General features: G+C 67.6%; 18 protein-coding genes. 10 read left to right on the forward strand and 8 right to left on the reverse strand.

What is annotated here, in order from left to right:
• Positions 1-10: 10 nt before the first annotated feature.
• Positions 11-844, reverse strand: a complete 834-nt coding sequence (locus ABL838_RS17095) for a DUF3592 domain-containing protein (protein WP_418121250.1) — start codon at positions 842-844, stop codon at positions 11-13.
• A gap of 58 nt (positions 845-902) precedes the next feature.
• A complete protein-coding gene (locus ABL838_RS17100) occupies positions 903-1,157 on the reverse strand; it encodes a TIGR04438 family Trp-rich protein (protein ID WP_126023933.1) in 255 nt (84 codons plus the stop codon).
• Positions 1,158-1,262: 105 nt separating this feature from the next.
• On the opposite strand from ABL838_RS17100, the gene ABL838_RS17105 reads away from it, so the two are divergent.
• On the forward strand, positions 1,263-1,577 hold the full coding sequence (locus ABL838_RS17105) for a c-type cytochrome (RefSeq protein ID WP_126023932.1): 315 nt from the start codon (positions 1,263-1,265) through the stop codon (positions 1,575-1,577).
• A 12-nt stretch (positions 1,578-1,589) separates the two neighbouring features.
• Here ABL838_RS17105 and ABL838_RS17110 read toward each other — a convergent pair whose 3' ends face one another.
• Together ABL838_RS17110 and acs are read right to left on the reverse strand one after the other, a co-directional pair.
• Positions 1,590-2,090 carry a LapA family protein gene (locus tag ABL838_RS17110; protein WP_126023931.1) on the reverse strand — a complete coding sequence of 167 codons (501 nt, stop codon included), beginning with the start codon at positions 2,088-2,090 and terminating at the stop codon, positions 1,590-1,592.
• A gap of 149 nt (positions 2,091-2,239) precedes the next feature.
• Positions 2,240-4,240, reverse strand: coding sequence for an acetate--CoA ligase (acs, locus tag ABL838_RS17115; protein WP_418121251.1), 2,001 nt, complete (start codon positions 4,238-4,240; stop codon positions 2,240-2,242).
• Between the two features lie 163 nt (positions 4,241-4,403).
• On the opposite strand from acs, the gene ABL838_RS17120 reads away from it, so the two are divergent.
• Positions 4,404-5,039 (forward strand): YqhA family protein, encoded by a 636-nt coding sequence (locus ABL838_RS17120; protein ID WP_418121252.1) that lies wholly within the window; start codon positions 4,404-4,406, stop codon positions 5,037-5,039.
• A gap of 6 nt (positions 5,040-5,045) precedes the next feature.
• Here the strand turns inward: ABL838_RS17120 and ABL838_RS17125 are convergent, their stop codons facing one another.
• Positions 5,046-5,978 (reverse strand): LysR family transcriptional regulator, encoded by a 933-nt coding sequence (locus tag ABL838_RS17125; protein ID WP_184637444.1) that lies wholly within the window; start codon positions 5,976-5,978, stop codon positions 5,046-5,048.
• 122 nt (positions 5,979-6,100) lie between these two features.
• Here ABL838_RS17125 and ABL838_RS17130 point away from each other — a divergent pair, with 122 nt between their 5' ends.
• Complete coding sequence (locus tag ABL838_RS17130; protein ID WP_418116653.1) at positions 6,101-6,718, forward strand: NAD(P)-dependent oxidoreductase; 618 nt, start codon at positions 6,101-6,103, stop codon at positions 6,716-6,718.
• Positions 6,719-6,838: 120 nt separating this feature from the next.
• On the opposite strand, the gene fumC is transcribed toward ABL838_RS17130, so the two are convergent.
• On the reverse strand, positions 6,839-8,236 hold the full coding sequence (gene fumC, locus ABL838_RS17135) for a class II fumarate hydratase (protein ID WP_126023926.1): 1,398 nt from the start codon (positions 8,234-8,236) through the stop codon (positions 6,839-6,841).
• Between the two features lie 511 nt (positions 8,237-8,747).
• On the opposite strand from fumC, the gene proV reads away from it, so the two are divergent.
• The 7 genes from proV to ABL838_RS17170 all read left to right on the forward strand — a co-directional run bounded on the left by proV (position 8,748) and on the right by ABL838_RS17170 (position 17,755).
• The gene (gene proV / locus ABL838_RS17140) at positions 8,748-10,010 is read left to right on the forward strand and encodes a glycine betaine/L-proline ABC transporter ATP-binding protein ProV (protein ID WP_418121253.1); all 1,263 of its coding nucleotides are present in this window, start codon (positions 8,748-8,750) and stop codon (positions 10,008-10,010) included.
• A 21-nt stretch (positions 10,011-10,031) separates the two neighbouring features.
• Positions 10,032-11,213, forward strand: a complete 1,182-nt coding sequence (gene proW, locus ABL838_RS17145; RefSeq protein WP_418121254.1) for a glycine betaine/L-proline ABC transporter permease ProW — start codon at positions 10,032-10,034, stop codon at positions 11,211-11,213.
• Positions 11,214-11,230: 17 nt separating this feature from the next.
• Positions 11,231-12,253, forward strand: coding sequence for a glycine betaine/L-proline ABC transporter substrate-binding protein ProX (proX, locus tag ABL838_RS17150; protein WP_418121255.1), 1,023 nt, complete (start codon positions 11,231-11,233; stop codon positions 12,251-12,253).
• A gap of 64 nt (positions 12,254-12,317) precedes the next feature.
• The gene (locus tag ABL838_RS17155) at positions 12,318-13,871 is read left to right on the forward strand and encodes a fumarate hydratase (protein WP_418121256.1); all 1,554 of its coding nucleotides are present in this window, start codon (positions 12,318-12,320) and stop codon (positions 13,869-13,871) included.
• 1 nt (position 13,872) lies between these two features.
• A complete protein-coding gene (gene murI, locus ABL838_RS17160) occupies positions 13,873-14,667 on the forward strand; it encodes a glutamate racemase (RefSeq protein ID WP_418121257.1) in 795 nt (264 codons plus the stop codon).
• 8 nt (positions 14,668-14,675) lie between these two features.
• A complete protein-coding gene (locus tag ABL838_RS17165; protein ID WP_418121258.1) occupies positions 14,676-15,461 on the forward strand; it encodes a hypothetical protein in 786 nt (261 codons plus the stop codon).
• An 89-nt stretch (positions 15,462-15,550) separates the two neighbouring features.
• Positions 15,551-17,755 (forward strand): Ig-like domain-containing protein, encoded by a 2,205-nt coding sequence (locus ABL838_RS17170; protein WP_418121259.1) that lies wholly within the window; start codon positions 15,551-15,553, stop codon positions 17,753-17,755.
• A gap of 10 nt (positions 17,756-17,765) precedes the next feature.
• On the opposite strand, the gene ABL838_RS17175 is transcribed toward ABL838_RS17170, so the two are convergent.
• Positions 17,766-19,070, reverse strand: coding sequence for an MFS transporter (locus tag ABL838_RS17175; RefSeq protein ID WP_418121260.1), 1,305 nt, complete (start codon positions 19,068-19,070; stop codon positions 17,766-17,768).
• Positions 19,071-19,111: 41 nt separating this feature from the next.
• The gene (locus ABL838_RS17180; protein WP_126023918.1) at positions 19,112-19,753 is read right to left on the reverse strand and encodes a DUF6806 family protein; all 642 of its coding nucleotides are present in this window, start codon (positions 19,751-19,753) and stop codon (positions 19,112-19,114) included.
• Positions 19,754-19,766: the final 13 nt, after the last annotated feature.

A 19,766-nucleotide genomic window follows, 5' to 3' on the forward strand; every position in this document is an offset into this window, starting at 1 on the left:
GATCGCTCGCTCAAGCAGCCATCATCCACGCGCCGTAGCCGAAGGCCAGAAAGCCCAGGCCCACGATGGCGAGGATGCTGCGCGACTGGAAATCCATCGCCGGCGGCAGGCTCTGCACCAGAAAGTGCAGGATCGCGCCGGCGCCGATGGTGATGAAGCCGGCGCCGAACTGCTTCATCGGGCTCGGGTCCGGATAGAGGAACACGAGCGCGAAGCCGGCCAGGAAGACCAGGTTGGCGAGCACGGTGCCGCGCGTACGCCAGCGCTTCTGGCCAGGGGTGGGTTCGCGCAACTCCGGCCGCACGTAAGCGCCCTGTTTCTCGCGCGCCTCCCTGCGCGCCATGCCGATGAAGAACAGGCCGAACATCATGGGAAAGGCACCGAAGATGCCGAGCCCCCAGACGCCGCCCCACATGTTCTGAAAATCGGCCACCAGTGCCTGCGCGGGGTCGGCCACGCGGTAGCGCACTTCGACCGGGTCGCCCCATTCCTTGTCCGCAAGGCCGCCGCCAAGGCCCTTGACGCGGCGCTTCTGGCCATCGGGCGTGACGTATTCGACGACCGGCGCGCGCGACACCGTGACGCGGCCCTTGCTGTCCTTGCTCTGCTCGTCCACGAACTCGACGAGGCTGCCCTGCACACTGGCGGTGCCGGCGATCGACTGGTAGCGGCTCCAGCCCAGCGAAGCCGCGCCGTAAAGGCCCGCGCAGCCGATGAGCAAGGCGCCCACGCCCACACCCCAGAAGAAGTTCCTGCGCCACCCCACGAGCCCGCCGATGGCCGGGCCGAGCAGCAGCGAAAGTCCGAAGACGATCAGCGCGCGGGTGGTGGCTTCCTCGTCCATGGCACTTCAGCGCGGTGCATGCGGTGCGGGGACTTCGGCAGATGGCGAAGGAAAAGGCTCAGCGGCGCGGGCGCTGCCCGTTGCTGGTCTTCATGCCCATGTTGGTCTTCTGCCGGTCGATGCGCTCCTGCCGGCGCCGGTTTTCACGTTCGACGACCTTGCGCTTGGTATAGCCCGACGAATCGGCCCAGGCCCACCATGCCACGGCCATCGCGAACGGCGACAGCACGATCCACCAGCTCCATGTGGCGACCATGCCGATCTCGAAATACTTGAGGGCCAGAGCAAGCAGGCCCAATCCCAGAAACCACATCGCGAATCCCTCAGGGTTGTATTGGCAACGCTTCCGGCGCCGTGCACGGCGCTACCTACAATCGCGTTGAGTCGAATGTAACTCAGCCTTTAACAATTACACCCCATGAAAAGAGTCTTGCTGCCGGCAGTCCTGGGCCTCGGCCTCACCGCACTCGCCGCGCCCGCCTTCGCCGACCTGGCGCTGGCGACCTCGAAGAACTGCATGAGCTGCCACGCGGTCGAGCGCAAGGTGCTCGGCCCCTCGTTCAAGGACGTGGCCGCCAAGTACAAGGACGACAAGGGTGCCGTCGACACCCTCGCCAGCAAGATCATGAAGGGCGGCTCCGGCGTGTGGGGACCGGTGCCGATGCCGGCGAACAACCAGGTCAGCGAAGCCGACGCGAAGAAGCTCGCGGCCTGGGTGCTGTCGACGAAGTAAGCCCCGGAAAGCTCAGGCCTGCGGATTGATGTCCGCGGGCACCGGCCGGCGCTCGATGCGGTCCTCGAGCTGGCCGATGTGGGCGGCCAGCGTGTTGTCGGTCTGGTCCGAGCGCAGCCGGATCGCCGTCTCGAGCTGCTCCAGCCGCGCCAGGATCGCCGTCTGGCGATCGGCGTTCTGCGCCATGTGCTTGTTCTCCTGCGCCTCCAGGAAGTTGCGCAGCTCGGTGAAGCGCGAAGCTTCCGCCTTGTCGGCCAGGTCGCGCTGGACTTGCATTTCCTTGGTGTGGCGCTTGGCGTCGATCAGCACCGAGCTGTGCAGGTACAGCACATAGACGAGGAAGAAGGCCGCCAGCACTGCGGTCAGCCCCAGCATGATGAGGCCCAGCGGGGCCGAGACGGTCATGAAGCCCAGCCACACGTCGGTGGGCGTGGACAGCGTGCCCCAGTTGAGCGCGGCGAGCGCCACGATGAGCAGCACGACGACGAAAAGAAAAGCGGATCTCACGCCCATTTGGGGCCTCCTTCGGAAAGATCGAACACGTCGGAACCCGTGCGCATCGAGGCGCGCGGTGATCCGATGGTTTTACCTCAGCGAAGAGCCACGTTCGGCGCAAATGGCCGCATAAACGGCCATGTCCTACAGCACTAATGCACTGCTGGTCAGTTCGTCTGCGACAACTGCTCCAGGATCGCCGGATTCTCAAGCGTGGACGTGTCCTGCGTGATCGCCTCGCCCTTGGCGATGCTGCGCAACAGGCGGCGCATGATCTTGCCGCTGCGGGTCTTGGGCAGGTTGTCGCCGAAGCGGATGTCCTTGGGCTTGGCGATCGGGCCGATTTCCTTGGCGACCCAGTTGCGCAGCTCGTTGGCGATCTGCTTGGCTTCCTCGCCGGTCGGGCGTGCGCGCTTGAGCACGACGAAGGCGCAGACGGCCTCGCCGGTCACGTCGTCGGGGCGGCCCACCACGGCGGCTTCTGCCACCAGGTCGGTCTTGGCGACCAGCGCCGATTCGATCTCCATCGTGCCCAGGCGGTGGCCCGACACGTTCAGCACATCGTCGATGCGGCCGGTGATGCGGAAGTAGCCGCGGTCGGCGCTGCGCACCGCGCCGTCGCCGGCGAGGTAGATCGTGCCGCCCATCTCCTCGGGGAAGTAGCTCTTCTTGAAGCGCTCGGGGTCGTTCCAGATCGTGCGGATCATCGAAGGCCAGGGCCGCTTGATGACCAGCATGCCGCCCGCGCCGTTGGGCAGGTCCTTGCCCGTCTCGTCGACGATGGCGGACATGATGCCCGGCAGCGGCAGCGTGCACGAGCCCGGCACCAGCGGCGTGGCGCCCGGCAGGGGCGTGATGACGTGGCCGCCGGTCTCGGTCTGCCAGAAGGTGTCGACGATGGGGCAGCGCTCGCCGCCCACGTTGCGGTGGTACCACATCCAGGCTTCGGGATTGATCGGCTCGCCGACCGAGCCGAGGATGCGCAGGCTGGTGAGGTCCCAGTTCTTCGGATGCACCTTCTCGTCACCGTCGGCCGCCTTGATGAGCGAGCGGATCGCGGTGGGCGCCGTGTAGAACACGCTGACCTTGTGCTTCTCGATCATCTGCCAGAAGCGGCCCGCGTGCGGGAAGGTCGGGATGCCCTCGAACACCACCTGCGTGGCGCCGGCCGCGAGCGGGCCGTAGGCGACGTAGGTGTGGCCGGTGATCCAGCCGATGTCGGCGGTGCACCAGAACACGTCTTCGGGGCGGATGTCGAAGGTCCAGTCCATCGTGAGCTTCGCCCACAGCAGGTAGCCACCGGTGGCGTGCTGCACGCCCTTGGGCTTGCCGGTGGAGCCCGAGGTGTAGAGGATGAAGAGCGGATGCTCGGCGTTGACCGGCACGGGCGCGCATTCGGTGCCCTGCCCCTTCAGCGCCTCGGCGAATGTGATGTCGCGGCCCTCGACGCGGTTCCACGCGGTGGGCGTGCGCTCGTACACGAACACGGTCTTGATCGACTCGCAGCCACCCAGCGCGATGCCGTCGTCCACGATGGCCTTCAGCGGCAGTTCCTTGCCGCCGCGCAGTTGGTAGTTGGCCGTGATGACGGCCACCGCGCCCGCGTCGATGATGCGCTCCTGCAGCGCCTTGGCCGAGAAGCCGCCGAACACCACGCTGTGGGTGGCGCCGATGCGCGCGCAGGCCTGCATGGCGACGACGCCCTCGATGGTCATCGGCATGTAGACGATGACGCGGTCGCCCTTCTTGATGCCGCGAGCCTTCAGCGCGTTGGCGAACTGGCTCACGCGGGCGAGCAGTTCCTTGTAGGTGACCTTGGTGACGGTGCCGTCGTCGGCCTCGAAGACGATGGCGGTCTTGTTCTCGACCGGGGTGCCGATGTGCCTGTCGAGGCAGTTGGCGCTGGCGTTGAGCTCGCCGTCGCCGAACCACTGGTAGAACGGCGCGTTCGATTCGTCGAGCGTCTTCGTGAAGGGCTTGGTCCAGTTCAGGTTGTCCTTTGCCAGGCGGGTCCAGAAACCTTCGAAGTCCTGCTCGGCTTCCTTGCACAGGGCCTCGTAGGCGGCCATGCCGGAAATGCGCGCGCCCTGCGTGGCGCGGGCGTCCGGCGGGAAGACGCGGTTCTCGACCAGGACGGATTCAATGTTCTTCGATGCGCTGCTGCTCATGCTCTTTGTCTCCAGGATGGGTGCGGCCGTAATGTCGGCGGGCCCACTTACGGGCCACTGACGGTCGCCATGTTAGAGCCTGTTCGATGGCCCTCTCGGGGTTATCACGAGTGCGTCACCGGGACGCCCCTAGAATTCCCGGTCCTCCACAACCGCACTGCAGATGTCTGCTCCCGACCCTTTCGACACCCGGAACTCGCCCGTACCGCGCCGTGGTTCGCCGCTTCGCCCCCTGCCCAAGCTGATCTTCGCGAGCCGCTGGCTGCAGCTGCCGCTGTACCTGGGCCTGATCGTGGCGCAGGCGGTGTACGTGGTGCACTTCCTGGTCGAGCTGCTGCACCTGGTGGAGGCCGCCTTCGGCTCCAAGGAGGCGCTGCAGGCGCTGATCACCAGCATCGGCTACAAGACCACGGCCCCCGTGGGCACGCTCAACGAGACGGTCATCATGCTCGTGGTGCTCGCGCTCATCGACGTGGTGATGATCTCCAACCTGCTCATCATGGTGATCGTTGGCGGCTACGAGACCTTTGTGAGCCGCATGGACCTCGAAGGCCACCGCGACCAGCCCGAGTGGCTGAGCCACGTGAACGCCTCGGTGCTCAAGGTGAAGCTGGCCACGGCCATCATCGGCATCAGTTCGATCCACCTGCTGAAGACCTTCATCAACGCCGACAACTACACCGACCGCGTGCTGATCGCGCAGACCGTGATCCACATCGCGTTCCTGTTCTCGGCGATGGCCATCGCCTACACCGACCGGTTGATGGCGCCCGCCCATCCGCCGGCAGACCCGCACTGACCTCTTCTAGCCCCGGCCCTGGCCTGCCTGCGATGCAATGTCCCAGGCGGGCGGGTCGGTGAAGCGCTCGGCAAGAAAGTCGAGCATCGTGCGCAGCGTGGCCGGCATGTGCTTGCGCGAGGCGTAGACCGCGTACATGCCCACCACCTGCGGCTCGAAATCGGGAAAGAGCGGCACCAGTTCCCCGCCATTCACCCGCTCCGCGGTCAGGTAGGTCGGCAGCATCGCGATGCCCGCGCCGGCGGCTGCCAGCGACATCAGACTGACCGCGTCGTTGGCCGACACGTTCCCATCGACTGCGACCGACACCGGCTCGCCGTCGCTCTTTCGCGTGAAGTTCCAGAGGCTGCGGCCGAAGTAGGAATGCGTGAGGCAGTTGCGCTGCGCCAGCTCGTCCACGCGCTGCGGATGCCCGTGCCGGGCCAGATAGACCGGCGAGGCGCACACCACGGAGCGGCAGGTCGTGAGCCGACGGGCGATGAGGTTGGGATCGATCTCGGCCGCCGTGCGGATCGCCAGGTCGATGCGCTCGTCGACGAGGTTCACGGTGCGGTCGAGCAGCACCAGGTCGACCATCACGGCCGGATAGAGCCGCACGTAATCCGCGATCGCATCGGCAAGCTGCGCCTGCGCGAACGATGTGCCGGTGGTGATTCGAAGCTGCCCGCGCGGTGCCTCGGCCGGATGGCGCACCGCGGCCTGCATGTCGCCGGTGAGCTCGAGAACCTGGCGGCAGCGCGGCAGCAGTTCCTCGCCGGCCGCCGTAAGGCTCAGGCGGCGCGTCGTGCGATGCAGCAGCCGGGCACCGGTCCATTGCTCCAGTTCGGCCACGTAGCGCGTGACCACCGGGCGGGACATGTCGAGCTTCTCGGCCGCGGCCGAAAGACTGCCCGAATCGACCACCGCCACGAACACGCGCATTGCATTCAATCGATCCATTCGAACGATTTTAGGAATAAACAAGCGCGCAAATCGAGGTATTTCTTTCGAAACCAGAAACCTAAGATTCGCTTCATCCCAACCCGATCTATCGATCCTTCCGATCTTTCACAGGAGTCACCATGAGCCACATCGCCATCATCGGCGCCACCGGACGCGCCGGCAGCCAGCTTCTCGAAGAGGCCCTGCGCCGCGGCCATACCGTCACCGCCATCGCGCGCAAGGCCAGCGCCAAGCTGGCGGGCCGCGCCAACGTGAAGGCCGTCGACCTCGACGTGCTCGACGGCGCTGCGCTGGAGAAGGCCCTGGCCGGCCACGACGCCGTGTTCAGCGCCGCGCATTTCGCCACCGTGCCGCCCGCGGCCATCATCGAGCCGACAAAGCGCGCCGGCGTGAAGCGCCTGCTGGTGGTCGGCGGCGCGGGCAGTCTGTTCGCGGCGCCCGGGCTGAAGGTCATCGACACGCCGAACTTCCCCGATGCGTACCGTGCCGAAGCGTCGGCCGGCGGCGTGTTCCTCGACACGCTGCGCAACGAGAAGGACCTGGACTGGACCTTCCTCTCGCCCTCCGCCGAGTTCGTCGAAGGCGAGCGCACCGGCAAGTTCCGCCTGGGCAAGGACGACCTGCTCGTGAGCGCCGAAGGCCGCAGCTGGATCAGCTTCGCGGACTACGCGATCGCGTTCATCGACGAGCTGGAAAAGCCCGCTCATTCCCGCCAGCGCTACACCATTGGGTACTAAAAGCTCGCCCCCAGGCTGCGCGCACTTCGTGTCGCTTCGCCAACCCCCTACCGGGGGCGGGCCGGCCGCTTCGGGCGGCCGTGCGCGGCGGCCCCCACGAAAGACCGGCCCAATGGCGGATCAGCGGCCGGTCATGTTCTCCGGCACCACCCACTGGTCGAACTGCTCGGCCGTCAGGTGGCCCGATGCGATCGCCGCCTCGCGCAGGCTGGTGCCCTCCTTGTGCGCCTTCTTGGCGATGAAGGCGGCCTTGTCGTAGCCGATGTGGGTGTTGAGCGCCGTCACCAGCATCAGCGAACGCTGCACCAGCTCGGTGATGCGTTCGCGGTTGGGCTCGATGCCCACGGCGCAGTGGTCGTTGAAGCTCACCATGCCGTCGGCCAGCAGGCGCACGCTCTGAAGGAAGTTGTGCGCCACCATCGGACGGAACACGTTCAGCTCGAAGTTCCCCGAGGCGCCGCCGATGTTGATGGCCACGTCGTTGCCGAACACCTGCGCGGCCAGCATCGTCACGGCCTCGCTCTGTGTCGGGTTGACCTTGCCCGGCATGATCGACGAGCCGGGTTCGTTCTCGGGAATGCTCAGTTCGCCGATGCCGCTGCGCGGGCCGCTGGCGAGCCAGCGCACGTCGTTGGCGATCTTGTTCATGCTGGCGGCCAGCGTCTTCAGCGCGCCGTGCGCATGCACCAGCGCATCGACGCTGGCCATGGCCTCGAACTTGTTGGGCGCGGTCACGAAAGGCAGGCCGGTGAGCTTCGCCAGCTCTGCCGCCACCTGTTCCGCGTAACCCTTGGGCGCGTTGAGGCCGGTGCCGACGGCCGTGCCGCCCAGCGCCAGTTCGCACAGGTGCGGCAGCGCGGCGCGCACATGCGCCTCGCCGTGCGCGAGCTGCGCCACGTAGCCCGAGAACTCCTGGCCCAGCGTGAGCGGCGTGGCGTCCTGCAGGTGGGTGCGGCCGATCTTCACGATGTCGGCGAAGTCCTTGGACTTCTGCTCCAGCGTGCCGCGCAGCTTGGCGATGGCCGGCAGCAGCTTGTGGGTGATGGCCTCGACGGCCGCCACGTGCATCGCCGTGGGGAACACGTCGTTGCTCGACTGGCTGCGGTTCACGTCGTCGTTGGGATGAACGAGGCGGCCTTCGCCGCGCTCGCCGCCGAGGATCTCGCTGGCGCGGTTGGCCAGCACCTCGTTGACGTTCATGTTGGTCTGCGTGCCCGAGCCGGTCTGCCAGACCACCAGCGGGAACTCGCCCGGGTGCTTGCCGGCGATGACTTCGTCAGCCGCGGCCACGATGGCGTTCGTCTTCTTCTCGTCCTGCAGGCCCAGCGCGTGGTTGACCACGGCGGAAGCGCGCTTGACCTGGGCCAACGCCTTGATGATCTCGCGCGGCTGCTGCTCGCCGGAGATGTCGAAGTTCTGCAGCGAGCGCTGGGTCTGCGCGCCCCACAGCTTGTCGGCCGGCACGTCGATCGGTCCGAAGGTATCGCGCTCGGCACGGGTCTTGGGGGAAGTCGTCATGAGAAAAAGCTCCGCAGGATCATGAAAAGTCGCGCCGCTTTCCGGCGCCTTCGCAGTATCGCCCCAATGAGAGTGGCTCTCATCTGACGTGGTCATTGCATCGCCTCCGACGGCGCCGCATCGCCTCCGAGGTTGACCGCATCATGTCGAAAAGTTATAATCGATAGCTTCTGACGACCAACAAGTCATGATGATGACGGCGTTGGTCAAGCCTTCACTACTCGCGGATCTCCGAATCCCGTCGCGGTGCAAGGTGCTCCCGCCGGGCCATGCCCGGCAAACCGGCCGGATCTTTCCGGCTCCATTGCCACGTCACGCTCTTCCAGTCGGCGCCCCTCGACCAGGCCCGTCGCGCTGCGAATGAAGCATCCGGCGGGCACTGGCTTCGTCGCCCTGTCGTCTTCAGTGCCTGCCGGCCGCCCATCGATGCGATGGGCCGGGACGTGGCTGCGCCGCTCCTTCGGGACGGCCAACCCACAGTCAACCCTTCACCCAAGGAGAGCCCCGACGTATGGCCAAAGGAATTCTCATCGACCATGTCTTCAAGGTGTTCGGCGACGAGCCCGAACAAGCACTGGAGCTGGTCCGGCAAGGACTTTCGAAGAAGGAGATCCTGGCGCGCACCGGCCAGTCGATCGGCGTGTTCGACGCCACCTTCGAGATCCAGGCCGGAGAAATCTTCGTCATCATGGGCCTCTCGGGCTCGGGCAAGTCGACGCTGGTGCGCCTGCTGAACCGGCTGATCGAGCCGACCGCCGGGCGCATCGTGATCGACGGCGCCGACATCAACGAGCACTCCGACGCCCGCCTGCGCGCGCTGCGCCGCAAGGACATCAGCATGGTGTTCCAGTCGTTCGCGCTGATGCCGCACATGACGGTGCGCGAGAACACCGCCTTCGGCCTCGAACTCTCGGGCACCGGCAAGAAGGAGCGCCTCGCGCAGGCCGACAAGGCGCTCGCGCAGGTGGGCCTGGCGGGCTGGGGCGACAGCTACCCCGACGAGCTCTCCGGCGGCATGCAGCAGCGCGTGGGCCTGGCGCGCGCCCTGGCCTCCGATCCGTCGATCCTGCTGATGGACGAGGCCTTCTCGGCGCTCGACCCGATCATCCGCACCGAGATGCAGTCGGAGCTGCTGCGCCTGCAGCAGGAGCAGCGCCGCACCATCGTCTTCATCTCGCACGACCTCGACGAGGCCATGCGCATCGGCGACCGCATCGCGATCATGAAGGACGGCCAGGTGATCCAGGTCGGCACGCCCGATGAGATCCTGCGCAGCCCCGCCAACGACTACGTGCGCAGCTTCGTGCGCGGCGTGGACGCGGCGGCCGTGTTCAAGGCCGGCGACATCGCGCGCAAGCAGCTCACCGTGGTCTGCGAGCACCCCGAGCGCGGTGCGCGCGCGGCGCTCAAGCAGCTGGAAGACCAGGACCGCGACTTCGCCTACGTGACCAGCCCCAACAGGCGCTACCTGGGCACGGTGTCGGCCGACACGCTGCGCGCCGCGCTCGACGGCCATTCCGGCCCGCTGGGCCTGCGCCACGCCTTCCTGAACGACCTCGGCACCATCGACGCCGATGCGCCCGTGGCCGGCCTCTTCGGCCAAGTGGCCCAGGCGCCCTGCGCGATGCCGGTGGTGGCGGCCGACGGCCGCTTCTGCGGCGCGATCAGCAAGACGACGCTGCTGAAGTTCCTCGACCGCGACACGCCGCCTATCGACCCGGCGCACCAGCCCCAGCAACCCGTGGCCGCCGCAACCGCAGCGACGGCCGCCTGAACGATTTCGAAGGAACAACCGATGAACGACACCGCACTGCCCTCCGAACTCGCACCGCTGAACGACGCTGCGACCGTGCTGGCGACGCCTGCACCCGCGCCTGCCCCGGTCGATCCGTGGGAAGCCCTCTCCGCCGCGCCCGACGCTTCCGCGACCAGCGCCTGGCTCGACGCCCCCGCGCAGCTCGACAGCGCCCACCAGCTGGTCGGCCACGCCGACGCCGCCACCGGCGGCTTCCAGCTCCACCGCCTCTGGGACGGCTCGCTGCCCGTCGAGTCCTGGATCAACAGCGGCCTGGGCTGGGTGGTCGAGCACTTCCGTCCCTTCTTCCAGACCGTGCGCCTGCCCATCGACAGCACGCTGAACTCGGTGCAGAGCCTGCTCACCGGCCTGCCCACGCTGGCGATGATCGCGCTGATCGGCCTTTTGGCCTGGCAGTTCGCCGGCCGCGCGCTGGCCATCGGCACCACGGTGGCGCTGCTGCTGGTGGCCATGCTGGGCATCTGGCCCGAGGCGATGGTCACGCTGTCGCTGGTGCTGACCTCGCTGGTCTTCTGCATGGTGATCGGCCTGCCGCTGGGCGTGCTGCTGGCCAGCAGCGACCGGGCGCAGCGCGTCATGCGCCCGGTGCTAGACGCGATGCAGACCACGCCGGCCTTCGTGTACCTGGTGCCGGTGGTGATGCTGTTCGGCATCGGCAACGTGCCGGGCGTGATCGTGACGATCGTCTTCGCGCTGGCGCCGCTGGTGCGCCTGACCAACCTCGGCCTGCGCCAGGTGCGCCCCGACCTCATCGAGGCCGCGCGCGCCTACGGCGCCTCGCCCTGGCAGATGCTGGTGAAGGTGCAGCTGCCGCTGGCCATGCCCTCGATCATGGCGGGCATCAACCAGGCGCTGATGCTGTCGCTGTCGATGGTGGTCATCGCCTCGATGATCGCCGTGGGCGGCCTGGGCCAGATGGTGCTGCGCGGCATCGGCCGGCTCGACATGGGCCTGGCGACCGTGGGCGGCCTGGGCATCGTGCTGCTGGCGATCTCGCTGGACCGCCTGACGCAGGCCATGGGCAAGTCGCGCCGCAGCGCCGGTCGCCGCTGGTGGCACACCGGCCCGGTGGGCCTTGCGCTGCGCATGCTGCAACGCGCCGTGGCACCGGGCCGCACCGATGCCGAACCCGCCCCCGCCCTTTCCGCACAGGCGCGATGAACGGAGGAACCCGCCACATGAACTTCGTCAGGAACAAGACCGGATTCATCGCCCGCGGCCTGCTCGCCCTCGCCTTCGCGGCCTCGGGCGTGGCCGCCCAGGCCTCCAGCGATCTGCCCGGCAAGGGCGTCACCGTGCAGCCGCTGAAGAGCTCGCTCGCGGAAGAAGCTTTCCAGACGCTGCTGGTGATGCGCGGCCTGGAGAAGCTCGGCTACAAGGTCGAGCCCATGAAGGACCTGGAGCCCGCCACCGAGCACCTGGCCATCGCCAACGGCGACGCCACCTTCATGGCCCACCACTGGAGCCTGCTGCACGCCGACTTCTACAAGAACAGCGGCGGCGACGCCAAGCTGTGGCGCAAGGGCGTGTATTCCGAAGGCGCGGTGCAGGGCTACCTGATCGACCGCAAGACGGCCGAGCAGTACGGCATCACGAACATCGCGCAGCTGAAGGACCCGGCCATCGCGAAGCTGTTCGACATCGACGGCGACGGCAAGGCCGACCTCACGGGCTGCAACCCCGGCTGGGGCTGCGAGCTCGCCATCGAGAACCACCTCACGGCCTACCAGCTGCGCGACACAGTCAGCCACCGGCAAGGCAGCTACGCCGCGCTGATGGCCGACACCATCGCGCGATTCAGGCAGGACAAGCCGGTGCTCTACTACACGTGGACGCCGTACTGGGTCAGCGCCGTGCTGCGCCCCGGCAAGGACGTGGTGTGGCTGCAGGTGCCGTTCTCGTCCTCGCAAGGCGACGGCGGCAACGTCGACACGCAGCTGCCCAACGGCAGGAACTACGGCTTCCAGGCCAACGATGAGCGGATCGTCGCCAACCGCGCCTTCGTCGAGAAGAACCCGGCCGCCGCGAAGCTGTTTGAGGTGATGAAGCTGCCGATCGGCGACATCAACGCCCAGAACCTGCGCATGAGCCAGGGCGCCAACACGCAGCAGGACGTGGAGCGCCATGCCGACGGGTGGATCCGGGCGCACCGGCAGCTCTTCGACGGCTGGGTGGATCAGGCCCGGGAAGCGGCACGGTAAGCGGGGCAGGCGCGGCGGCTGAGATAATCGGGGGGCGTTTCACATTCCTAAAAAGCCCCCCACCATGACGACCACGATCCAGCAGGCCGACCTGATCGAATCGATCAGCGCCGCGCTGCAGTACATCAGCTACTACCACCCCGCCGACTACATCGCCCACCTGGCCCGCGCCTACGAGCGCGAGCAGAGCCCCGCTGCCAAGGACGCGATCGCGCAGATCCTGACCAACAGCAAGATGAGCGCGACCGGCCAGCGCCCGATCTGCCAGGACACCGGCATCGTCAACGTGTTCCTCAAGGTGGGCATGGACGTGCGCTGGGGCAGCTTCACCGGCAGCCTGGACGACGCCATCAACGAAGGCGTGCGCCGCGGCTACAACCACCCCGACAACACGCTGCGCGCCTCGGTCGTGGCCGACCCGCAGTTCGACCGCAAGAACACCAGGGACAACACGCCCGCGGTGATCTTCACGGAGATCGTGCCGGGCGACAAACTTGAAGTCACCGTGGCCGCCAAGGGCGGCGGCAGCGAGAACAAGAGCAAGCTGGTCATGCTGAACCCCGGCGACAGCGTGGTCGACTGGGTGCTCAAGACCGTGCCCACCATGGGCGCCGGCTGGTGCCCGCCGGGCATGCTGGGCATCGGCATCGGCGGCACGGCCGAGAAGGCGGCGCTGATGGCCAAGGAAAGCCTGATGGACGACCTCGACATGCACGAGCTGCTGGCCAAGAAGAACTCCGGCGCCGAACTGAGCAAGGTCGAGGCGCTGCGCGTCGAGCTGTACGAGAAGGTGAATGCGCTGGGCATCGGCGCACAGGGCCTGGGCGGCCTGGCCACCGTGCTGGACGTCAAGATCCAGATGTACCCCACGCACGCGGCGAGCAAGCCCGTGGCGATGATCCCCAACTGCGCGGCCACGCGCCACGCGCACTTCACGATGGACGGCAGCGGCCCGGTCTACCTCGAGGCGCCCTCGCTCGACCTTTGGCCTGAGGTGAACTGGGCTCCCGACGAGAAGAAGAGCAAGCGCGTCGACCTCGACAAGCTCACGCCCGCCGAAGTGGCGAGCTGGAAGCCGGGCGACACGCTGCTGCTCAACGGCAAGATGCTCACCGGCCGCGACGCCGCGCACAAGCGCATCCAGGGCATGCTGGCCAAGGGCGAGAAGCTGCCGGTGGATTTCACCAACCGCGTCATCTACTACGTCGGCCCGGTCGATCCGGTGAAGGACGAGGCCGTCGGCCCCGCAGGCCCGACCACCGCCACCCGCATGGACGGCTTCACCGAGATGATGCTGGCGCAGACGGGCCTGATCGCCATGATCGGCAAGGCCGAGCGCGGCCCTGTCGCCATCGAGGCCATCAAGAAGCACAAGAGCGCCTACCTCATGGCCGTGGGCGGCGCCGCCTACCTGGTCAGCAAGGCCATCAAGACCGCCAAGGTGGTGGGCTTCGAGGACCTGGGCATGGAAGCCATCTATGAATTCGACGTGGTCGACATGCCCGTGACGGTGGCGGTCGACGCCGGCGGCACCAGCGCGCACATCACCGGCCCGGCCGAGTGGCAGAAGCGCATCGCCACGGGTGAGTTCAAGACCATCATGATGGAAGAAGCCTGAGTTGAGCCCGGTAGGCGTCTTCGACAGCGGAGTCGGCGGGCTCAGCGTGCTGGCCGCGCTGAGGGCCGAGCTGCCGCACGAGAACTTCGTCTACTTCGCCGACACGGCCTATGCGCCCTACGGCGAACGCGGGGACGCCTACGTGATCGAGCGCTCGCGCGCGGTGGTCGAACACCTGCTGCGCGAGCACGGAATCAAGGCGTTGGTGGTGGCTTGCAACACGGCCACCACCGCCGCCATCCACCTGCTTCGGGCCGACCACCCCGACCTGCCGATCGTCGGGCTGGAGCCCGGCCTCAAGCCTGCCGTGGCTTCGAGCCGCACGGGGCACATCTCGGTGCTGGCCACGCGGGGCACCCTGGCCAGCGCCAAGTACGCGAACCTGCGCGCTTCCTTCGCGGGATCGGCCGACGTCCGGCCCGTGCCCTGCGACGGCCTCGTGAAGGCGATCGAGGGCTTCGACTCGGCCGGCATCGCGGCGCTGAGCGAGCGCTACATGGCCGAGGCCGGCCCCTTCGGCGACGGGCCCGGCGAGGTCGACACGGTGGTGCTCGGCTGCACCCACTATCCGCTGGTGAAGGAAGAACTGGGCAAGCATGCGCCGGCGACGCTGCGCTTCATCGACACGGGGGTGCCGGTCGCGCAGCAGACGCGGCGCCTGCTCGCATCGGCGGGGCGGCTCGCCGACGGCACCGGAGTCACGGGAAGCCTCTTGCTGCAGAGCAGCGGCGACGTCGCCGTGCTCGAAGCCGCGGCCGCCAAATGGCTCGGACTTTCCACAGTCGCCACGGCCTGAACCGATCCATGCGCCTGTTGCTGCGCCACGCCGCCCTCTTCCTCCTGGGCCTTTCGGCCGCCGGCCTGAGCCACGCGGCCTGCGAAAGCGGCCTTGCCGAGCGCATGCATGCAAAGCTGCACCCCCACCGCCAGCTCGACGAGCGGCTCGCGGCCTGCAAGGTGTGGCCGGCCTTTCCGGGGCGCAGCATCGTGGTGCTGCCGATGCCGCGCGAAACCACCGACCGGGGCGCCAAGGTCTTCGATCTCGAGATCCTGCTGATCCAGCGCCCCGACAACGGCAACACCGACCGCGACACCGTCATCGGCCGGCTGCTGCAGCCCGAGGCGCTCGACGAGGACGCCACCACGTCGATCCAGGACATCCGCATCGACACCTCGCGCTATGTGCTGTCGTCGGAGGCGCGCGCCTTCGGCCTGCGCGTGCGCTACAGGGGCAGCAACGGGCCCGGCAGCCCGCTGGCGAGCGAAACCGTGCGGCTGTACGTGCACCACGGCAAGCAGCTGCGCCAGGTGCTGCAGGAGATCGAGCTCGATCACGACCACGGCGGATGGGATTCGACCTGCACCGGGCACTTCGAGAAGCTGCGCACCATGCTCTCGGTCGGCAAGGGCAGCAGCAACGGCCTCGCCGACCTGCAGTTGTCGCGCACGCTGCTGCAAAGCCGCGCACAGGAGCAGGAAGACCAGAGCTGCGTCGAGAAGTCCCTGCCTCCGAAATTCAACACCATCACGCTGCGCTACGACGGCGAGCGCTTCAAGGTGCCCAAGTCGCTCCAGCAGCAAGTCCCCTGACGGGAACCTGATTCGAGCCCGCTTTTTCACCGGGCCGTCACACAAAAGTACCAGCATGCGCGGTTTGTCAAAAAGTATTGCCGCGCACAATGAACTATCTTCCCCAAGCCCGCATTCCCTTCAAGCCCCTGATGCTCGCCGGTGCGCTCGCGCTGGCACTGAGTGCCTGCGGAGGCGGCGGTGGCGGCTCCGGTCCGATCGGTTTCCTTCCGCCCGCGAGCACCACGCCGCCGGCCACGCAGCCGCCGGCACAACCGCCCACAGCGCAGCCTGAGCCCGACCAGCTCGTCTCCAAGGCGCGATTCACGCCCAATGCAGGCACCACCGAAGGTTCTTCCGACGCATCGACCGCCCTCGCCCTGCCCGGCAACTTCATGATCGTGGCGGACGACGAGTCGAACGTGCTGCGCGTCTACCCGCGCGGCGGCGGCGCCGCGGTGAAGGAATGGAGCTACGAGCTCGAAGGCCCCAGGCTCACCAAGGAGCTCGATCTTGAGGCCGGCACCCGCGTCGGCGACACGCTGTACTTCACCGGCTCCAACAGCAACAAGAAGGACGGCGCCGATGCGGCGGCCGACCGCTCGCATCTGTTCGCGGTCAAGGTCACCGGCACGGGTGCCGACACCGCATTCAGCTATGTCGGCCAGTTCTCGCTGCTCGAAGCGCAGCTCGTCGCCTGGGACTCCGGCAACGCGCACGGCCTCGGCGCCAACCACTTCGGCTTTGCGGTGTCGGCCGCGGCGGGCATCGTGCCCGAGCGCGTCGACGGCTTCTCCATCGAAGGCATGACCAGCTCGCCGGGCGACACCGCGCTGTGGCTCGGCTTCCGCGCCCCGCAGACGGGCACCACGGTGCGCTCCAAGGCGCTGATCGTGCCGGTGCAGAACTACGCCGCGCTGGTCGCGGGCACCGCCACGCAGGCCAACTTCGGCGCGCCCATCGAGCTCGAACTGGGCGGCCGCGGAATCCGCTCGATCGACAAGGGCACCGACGGCAACTACCTGATCGTCGCCGGCCCCGCGGGTGCCGCAAGCCCAGACGTGGATCGCAACTTTGCGCTCTTCGCGTGGGACGGCAACCCGAACAGCGCGCCGGTCGAGCTGTCGAACAACCTCGATGCACTGGCCAAGGACACCGGCGGCAGCTTCGAATCCGCAGTCGAGGTGCCGGGCCCCGTGAAGCCCGGCACGGAAGTCCAGCTGCTGCAGGACAACGGCGACACCAAGTGGGACGGCAGCACCGCCTCGAAGGACCTGCCTCCCGCCGACCAGAAGTTCGACGGCTTCGTGGTGCGCCTGGGCTCGCCGCTGGTGGACACCACCGCGCCGAAGCTGAAAAAGGCATCGTTGGCCGGCCTCGTGGGCGTGAATCTCGACGCTTCGATCGCGCTGTCGTTCAACGAAGCCGTGCGCCTGGGCTCGGGCAGCATCATTCTGCACAAGGCCGACGGCAGCGTGGTCGAGACCTTCCACGCCAACAGCCCGACCAGCCGCCTGCAGGTGGCCTTCAACAAGCTGAAGCTGGTGCCGTCGGCACCGCTTGCGGCCAGCAGCGGCTACTACGTCACCATCGACGCCAACGCGATCACCGATCCCGCCGGCAACGCCTTCGCCGGCATCAGCGACGCGACGCAGCTGAGCTTCACCACGACCGACGGCGCCACGGCGCTCGCCGCCGGCGACCTGCTCTTCATGGCCGCCAACGCCGAGGCGCCCGACGCTTACGCCTTCGTGCTGCTGAAGGCGGTGAACGGCGGCACGAAGGTGCTCTTCACCGACCGCGACCGCAAATCGGGCACGACCGAGTTCACCGGCATCACCAACGAGACGGCCTTCTTCTGGACCGCCGACCGCAACCTGCCGGCCGGCACCATCGTGACCATCCAGACCGACGTGACGGGCAATCCGGTCGCGGACAAGGGCTTCACGCTCGGGTCGCCGGGCGGCATCGGCAAGTCGGAGACGGTCTATGCCATCGCGGGAGGCAGCGTCGCCGGCCTGGGCGACGGCGTGGCCGGGCAAATCACCGCCGTCGGCGACTACCTCGCGACCATCACGCTGGGTGGCACCGCCGGCACCATTCCCGATGCAGTCACGACGGCCGGCACCGCCTTCAGCTTCACGGCGAGCCCCGCCAACCAGACCAACGCGATCTACACCGGCTCGCTGGACCGTTCGGACCTGGCGGCCTTCGCGGCCCGCGTGAAGAACCCGGCGAACTGGACGGTGCGCTACGCACCGGAAGTCGGCTGGCCGCTGACCAACGGCAGCCTGTTCGGCGACAAGCTGCCCTGATTGCCGGCAGTCAGGAGGAGGCGCGCAGCGCGGCCTGGCGGCCGCGCTGCATGTCGATAGGGAGCAGCAGCAACAGCCCCGCCACGAACAGCACCGTGGTCGAAAGAATCGCGATTCGCTGGTTGCCGCCGGTCATCCAGGTGATGGCGCCGAAGCTCAGCGGACCGACGATGCTCGCCAGCCGCGTGGCGAAGGTCCAGAGCCCGAAGAACTCGGCGAGCTGCTTCGGCGGCGCCAGGTAGCCCGTCATCGCGCGACCGGCCGACTGGCTCGATCCCATGGCCAGCCCCGCGATGGTCGCGGCCCACCAGAAGCCGCCCTTGGTGGTGACCAGCGCTGCGATCACGCAGACAGCGATCCAGGCGACGAGCGTGCCGGCCAGCGAGACCTTGTGGCCGATGCGGTCCTGCACATAGCCGAAGCCGAAGGCACCGAGTGAAGCCGCGATGTTGAGCACGAAGATCAGCACCATGGTCTCGCTTGCCACGAAGCCGATCACCTGCTCCGCGTAGATGGCGGCAAGCGTGATGGCCACCGCCACGCCGCCCTGGTAGCAGACGGTGCAGGCCAGCAGCCACATGAAGTCGCGATATGCGCGCGCCTGACGGTAGGTGGCGAGCAGCTGCTGCCAGGCGCCCTGCTCGTTGCCGGCGGCGCGGGGCTGTGCGCGCTCGGGCAGCAGTGCGAAGGTGGCGCAGGCGGCGAAGCCATAGATGGCTGCGGTGATCAGCATCGTGACCGGCACGAAGTGCGCCGCCGGCAGCCCCTTGGATTGGGACCACAAAACGTAAGCCAGACAGATGCCCAGCGCCAGCATGCCGCCCACATAGCCGAAGGCCCAGCCCCATCCGCTCACCTTGCCCATGCCCTCGGCCGTCGCCAGCTCGGGCAGGAAGGCACCCGTGAGGGACTCGCCGTAGGAATAGAAGGCGTTGGAGACGATGATCAGCGCCATCGCGAGCGCGACGCCGCCGGTGCCGGAGAAGCTGGGCGTGACGGCGAGCGCAGCCGTCGCGAGGACGCAGCCCAGGGTCGCGAGAACCAGCACGCGCTTCTTTGCCGCGCGCATGTCGGCCCATGCGCCAATGGCGGGCATCGTGAGCATCACGATGGCATAGGAGGTACTGAGCGCCGCCGTCCACGCGAAGGCGGCCCATGGTGCGCCTTTGGCGATGCCGCCCACGAAGTAGGCGGCGAACACAGCAGTGATGACGACGGTGGTGTAGCCCGAGTTGGCGAAGTCATACATCGCCCAGCCGAACACCTCGCGCTTGCGCACGCCCGGCTGCAGCGCGGAGGCGGGGAACAGGGCCATGCGCGGGTTGCGGCGAGCGGTGCCGGGAGCCAGTCAGGCAGTCAGTGCAGGTGGCGCGGACGGCGGCCGCCGCCGTGGCCACCACCGCTGCCCCCGCTGCCCGGTCCACCGGTGCCGCGCGGGCGCTTTCCAATTTCGAGCGAGTTCACGAGCGCGTCGAAACGGTCGCTGAAGAGGCGATCGATTTCGGCGACCACACCACCCAGCTCGGAGCCGTCGAAGTGGCGTTCCATGAGGTTGACGACGTCTTCGACGAGCAGGTCGCGCTGCACCTGCATGATGGCGGCCGGATTGGGGCCGACGAAGAGCATCAGGAAGTCGTCGCGCGACTCCTCTTCGGGGTCGCCCTCTTCCTCGTCGAAGTCGGTGTCGTAGAAGGTGACCTCGATGGCCGCGCCGCGTTCGGAGAGCTCGTTCAGGCCCATGCACATCTCGTCGAGCGCCTGGCGGAAGTCTTCATCGCCGGCCACGGTCCAGCACATCTGGAGCATGTGGTCCTTCTGCTCGTAGCGGATGCCGGGTTCTTCTTCGTAGGAGCTGGTGGCGCCATCGGCCAGCGACTTGGCACCGGCGTATTTCCACAGCGGCTTGAGAGCCTCCTGGATCTGCTCGAAGGTGACGTCCGAACGCAGCGGCACGTCGCCGTGCACATGAATTTCAAATGGAGCGTTGTAGCGAGGCATCTGATGCTCCCTT

The sequence above is a fragment of the Variovorax sp. 160MFSha2.1 genome (assembly GCF_048305075.1).
In the GTDB taxonomy this organism is placed as follows: Bacteria; Pseudomonadota; Gammaproteobacteria; order Burkholderiales; family Burkholderiaceae_C; genus Variovorax; species Variovorax guangxiensis.

What these genes read in the sequence shown, in the direction of transcription:
- ABL838_RS17110 (WP_126023931.1), bottom strand. Translation starts at nt 2,090, where the DNA reads ATGGGCGTGAGATCCGCTTTTCTTTTCGTCGTCGTGCTGCTCATCGTG.
- ABL838_RS17120 (WP_418121252.1), top strand. Translation starts at nt 4,404, where the DNA reads ATGTCTGCTCCCGACCCTTTCGACACCCGGAACTCGCCCGTACCGCGC.
- acs (WP_418121251.1), bottom strand. Translation starts at nt 4,240, where the DNA reads ATGAGCAGCAGCGCATCGAAGAACATTGAATCCGTCCTGGTCGAGAAC.
- ABL838_RS17125 (WP_184637444.1), bottom strand. Translation starts at nt 5,978, where the DNA reads ATGGATCGATTGAATGCAATGCGCGTGTTCGTGGCGGTGGTCGATTCG.
- ABL838_RS17170 (WP_418121259.1), top strand. Translation starts at nt 15,551, where the DNA reads ATGAACTATCTTCCCCAAGCCCGCATTCCCTTCAAGCCCCTGATGCTC.
- proV (WP_418121253.1), top strand. Translation starts at nt 8,748, where the DNA reads ATGGCCAAAGGAATTCTCATCGACCATGTCTTCAAGGTGTTCGGCGAC.
- proW (WP_418121254.1), top strand. Translation starts at nt 10,032, where the DNA reads ATGAACGACACCGCACTGCCCTCCGAACTCGCACCGCTGAACGACGCT.
- ABL838_RS17155 (WP_418121256.1), top strand. Translation starts at nt 12,318, where the DNA reads ATGACGACCACGATCCAGCAGGCCGACCTGATCGAATCGATCAGCGCC.
- ABL838_RS17105 (WP_126023932.1), top strand. Translation starts at nt 1,263, where the DNA reads ATGAAAAGAGTCTTGCTGCCGGCAGTCCTGGGCCTCGGCCTCACCGCA.
- ABL838_RS17100 (WP_126023933.1), bottom strand. Translation starts at nt 1,157, where the DNA reads ATGTGGTTTCTGGGATTGGGCCTGCTTGCTCTGGCCCTCAAGTATTTC.
- ABL838_RS17165 (WP_418121258.1), top strand. Translation starts at nt 14,676, where the DNA reads ATGCGCCTGTTGCTGCGCCACGCCGCCCTCTTCCTCCTGGGCCTTTCG.
- proX (WP_418121255.1), top strand. Translation starts at nt 11,231, where the DNA reads ATGAACTTCGTCAGGAACAAGACCGGATTCATCGCCCGCGGCCTGCTC.
- ABL838_RS17130 (WP_418116653.1), top strand. Translation starts at nt 6,101, where the DNA reads ATGAGCCACATCGCCATCATCGGCGCCACCGGACGCGCCGGCAGCCAG.
- fumC (WP_126023926.1), bottom strand. Translation starts at nt 8,236, where the DNA reads ATGACGACTTCCCCCAAGACCCGTGCCGAGCGCGATACCTTCGGACCG.
- ABL838_RS17095 (WP_418121250.1), bottom strand. Translation starts at nt 844, where the DNA reads ATGGACGAGGAAGCCACCACCCGCGCGCTGATCGTCTTCGGACTTTCG.
- ABL838_RS17180 (WP_126023918.1), bottom strand. Translation starts at nt 19,753, where the DNA reads ATGCCTCGCTACAACGCTCCATTTGAAATTCATGTGCACGGCGACGTG.
- ABL838_RS17175 (WP_418121260.1), bottom strand. Translation starts at nt 19,070, where the DNA reads ATGGCCCTGTTCCCCGCCTCCGCGCTGCAGCCGGGCGTGCGCAAGCGC.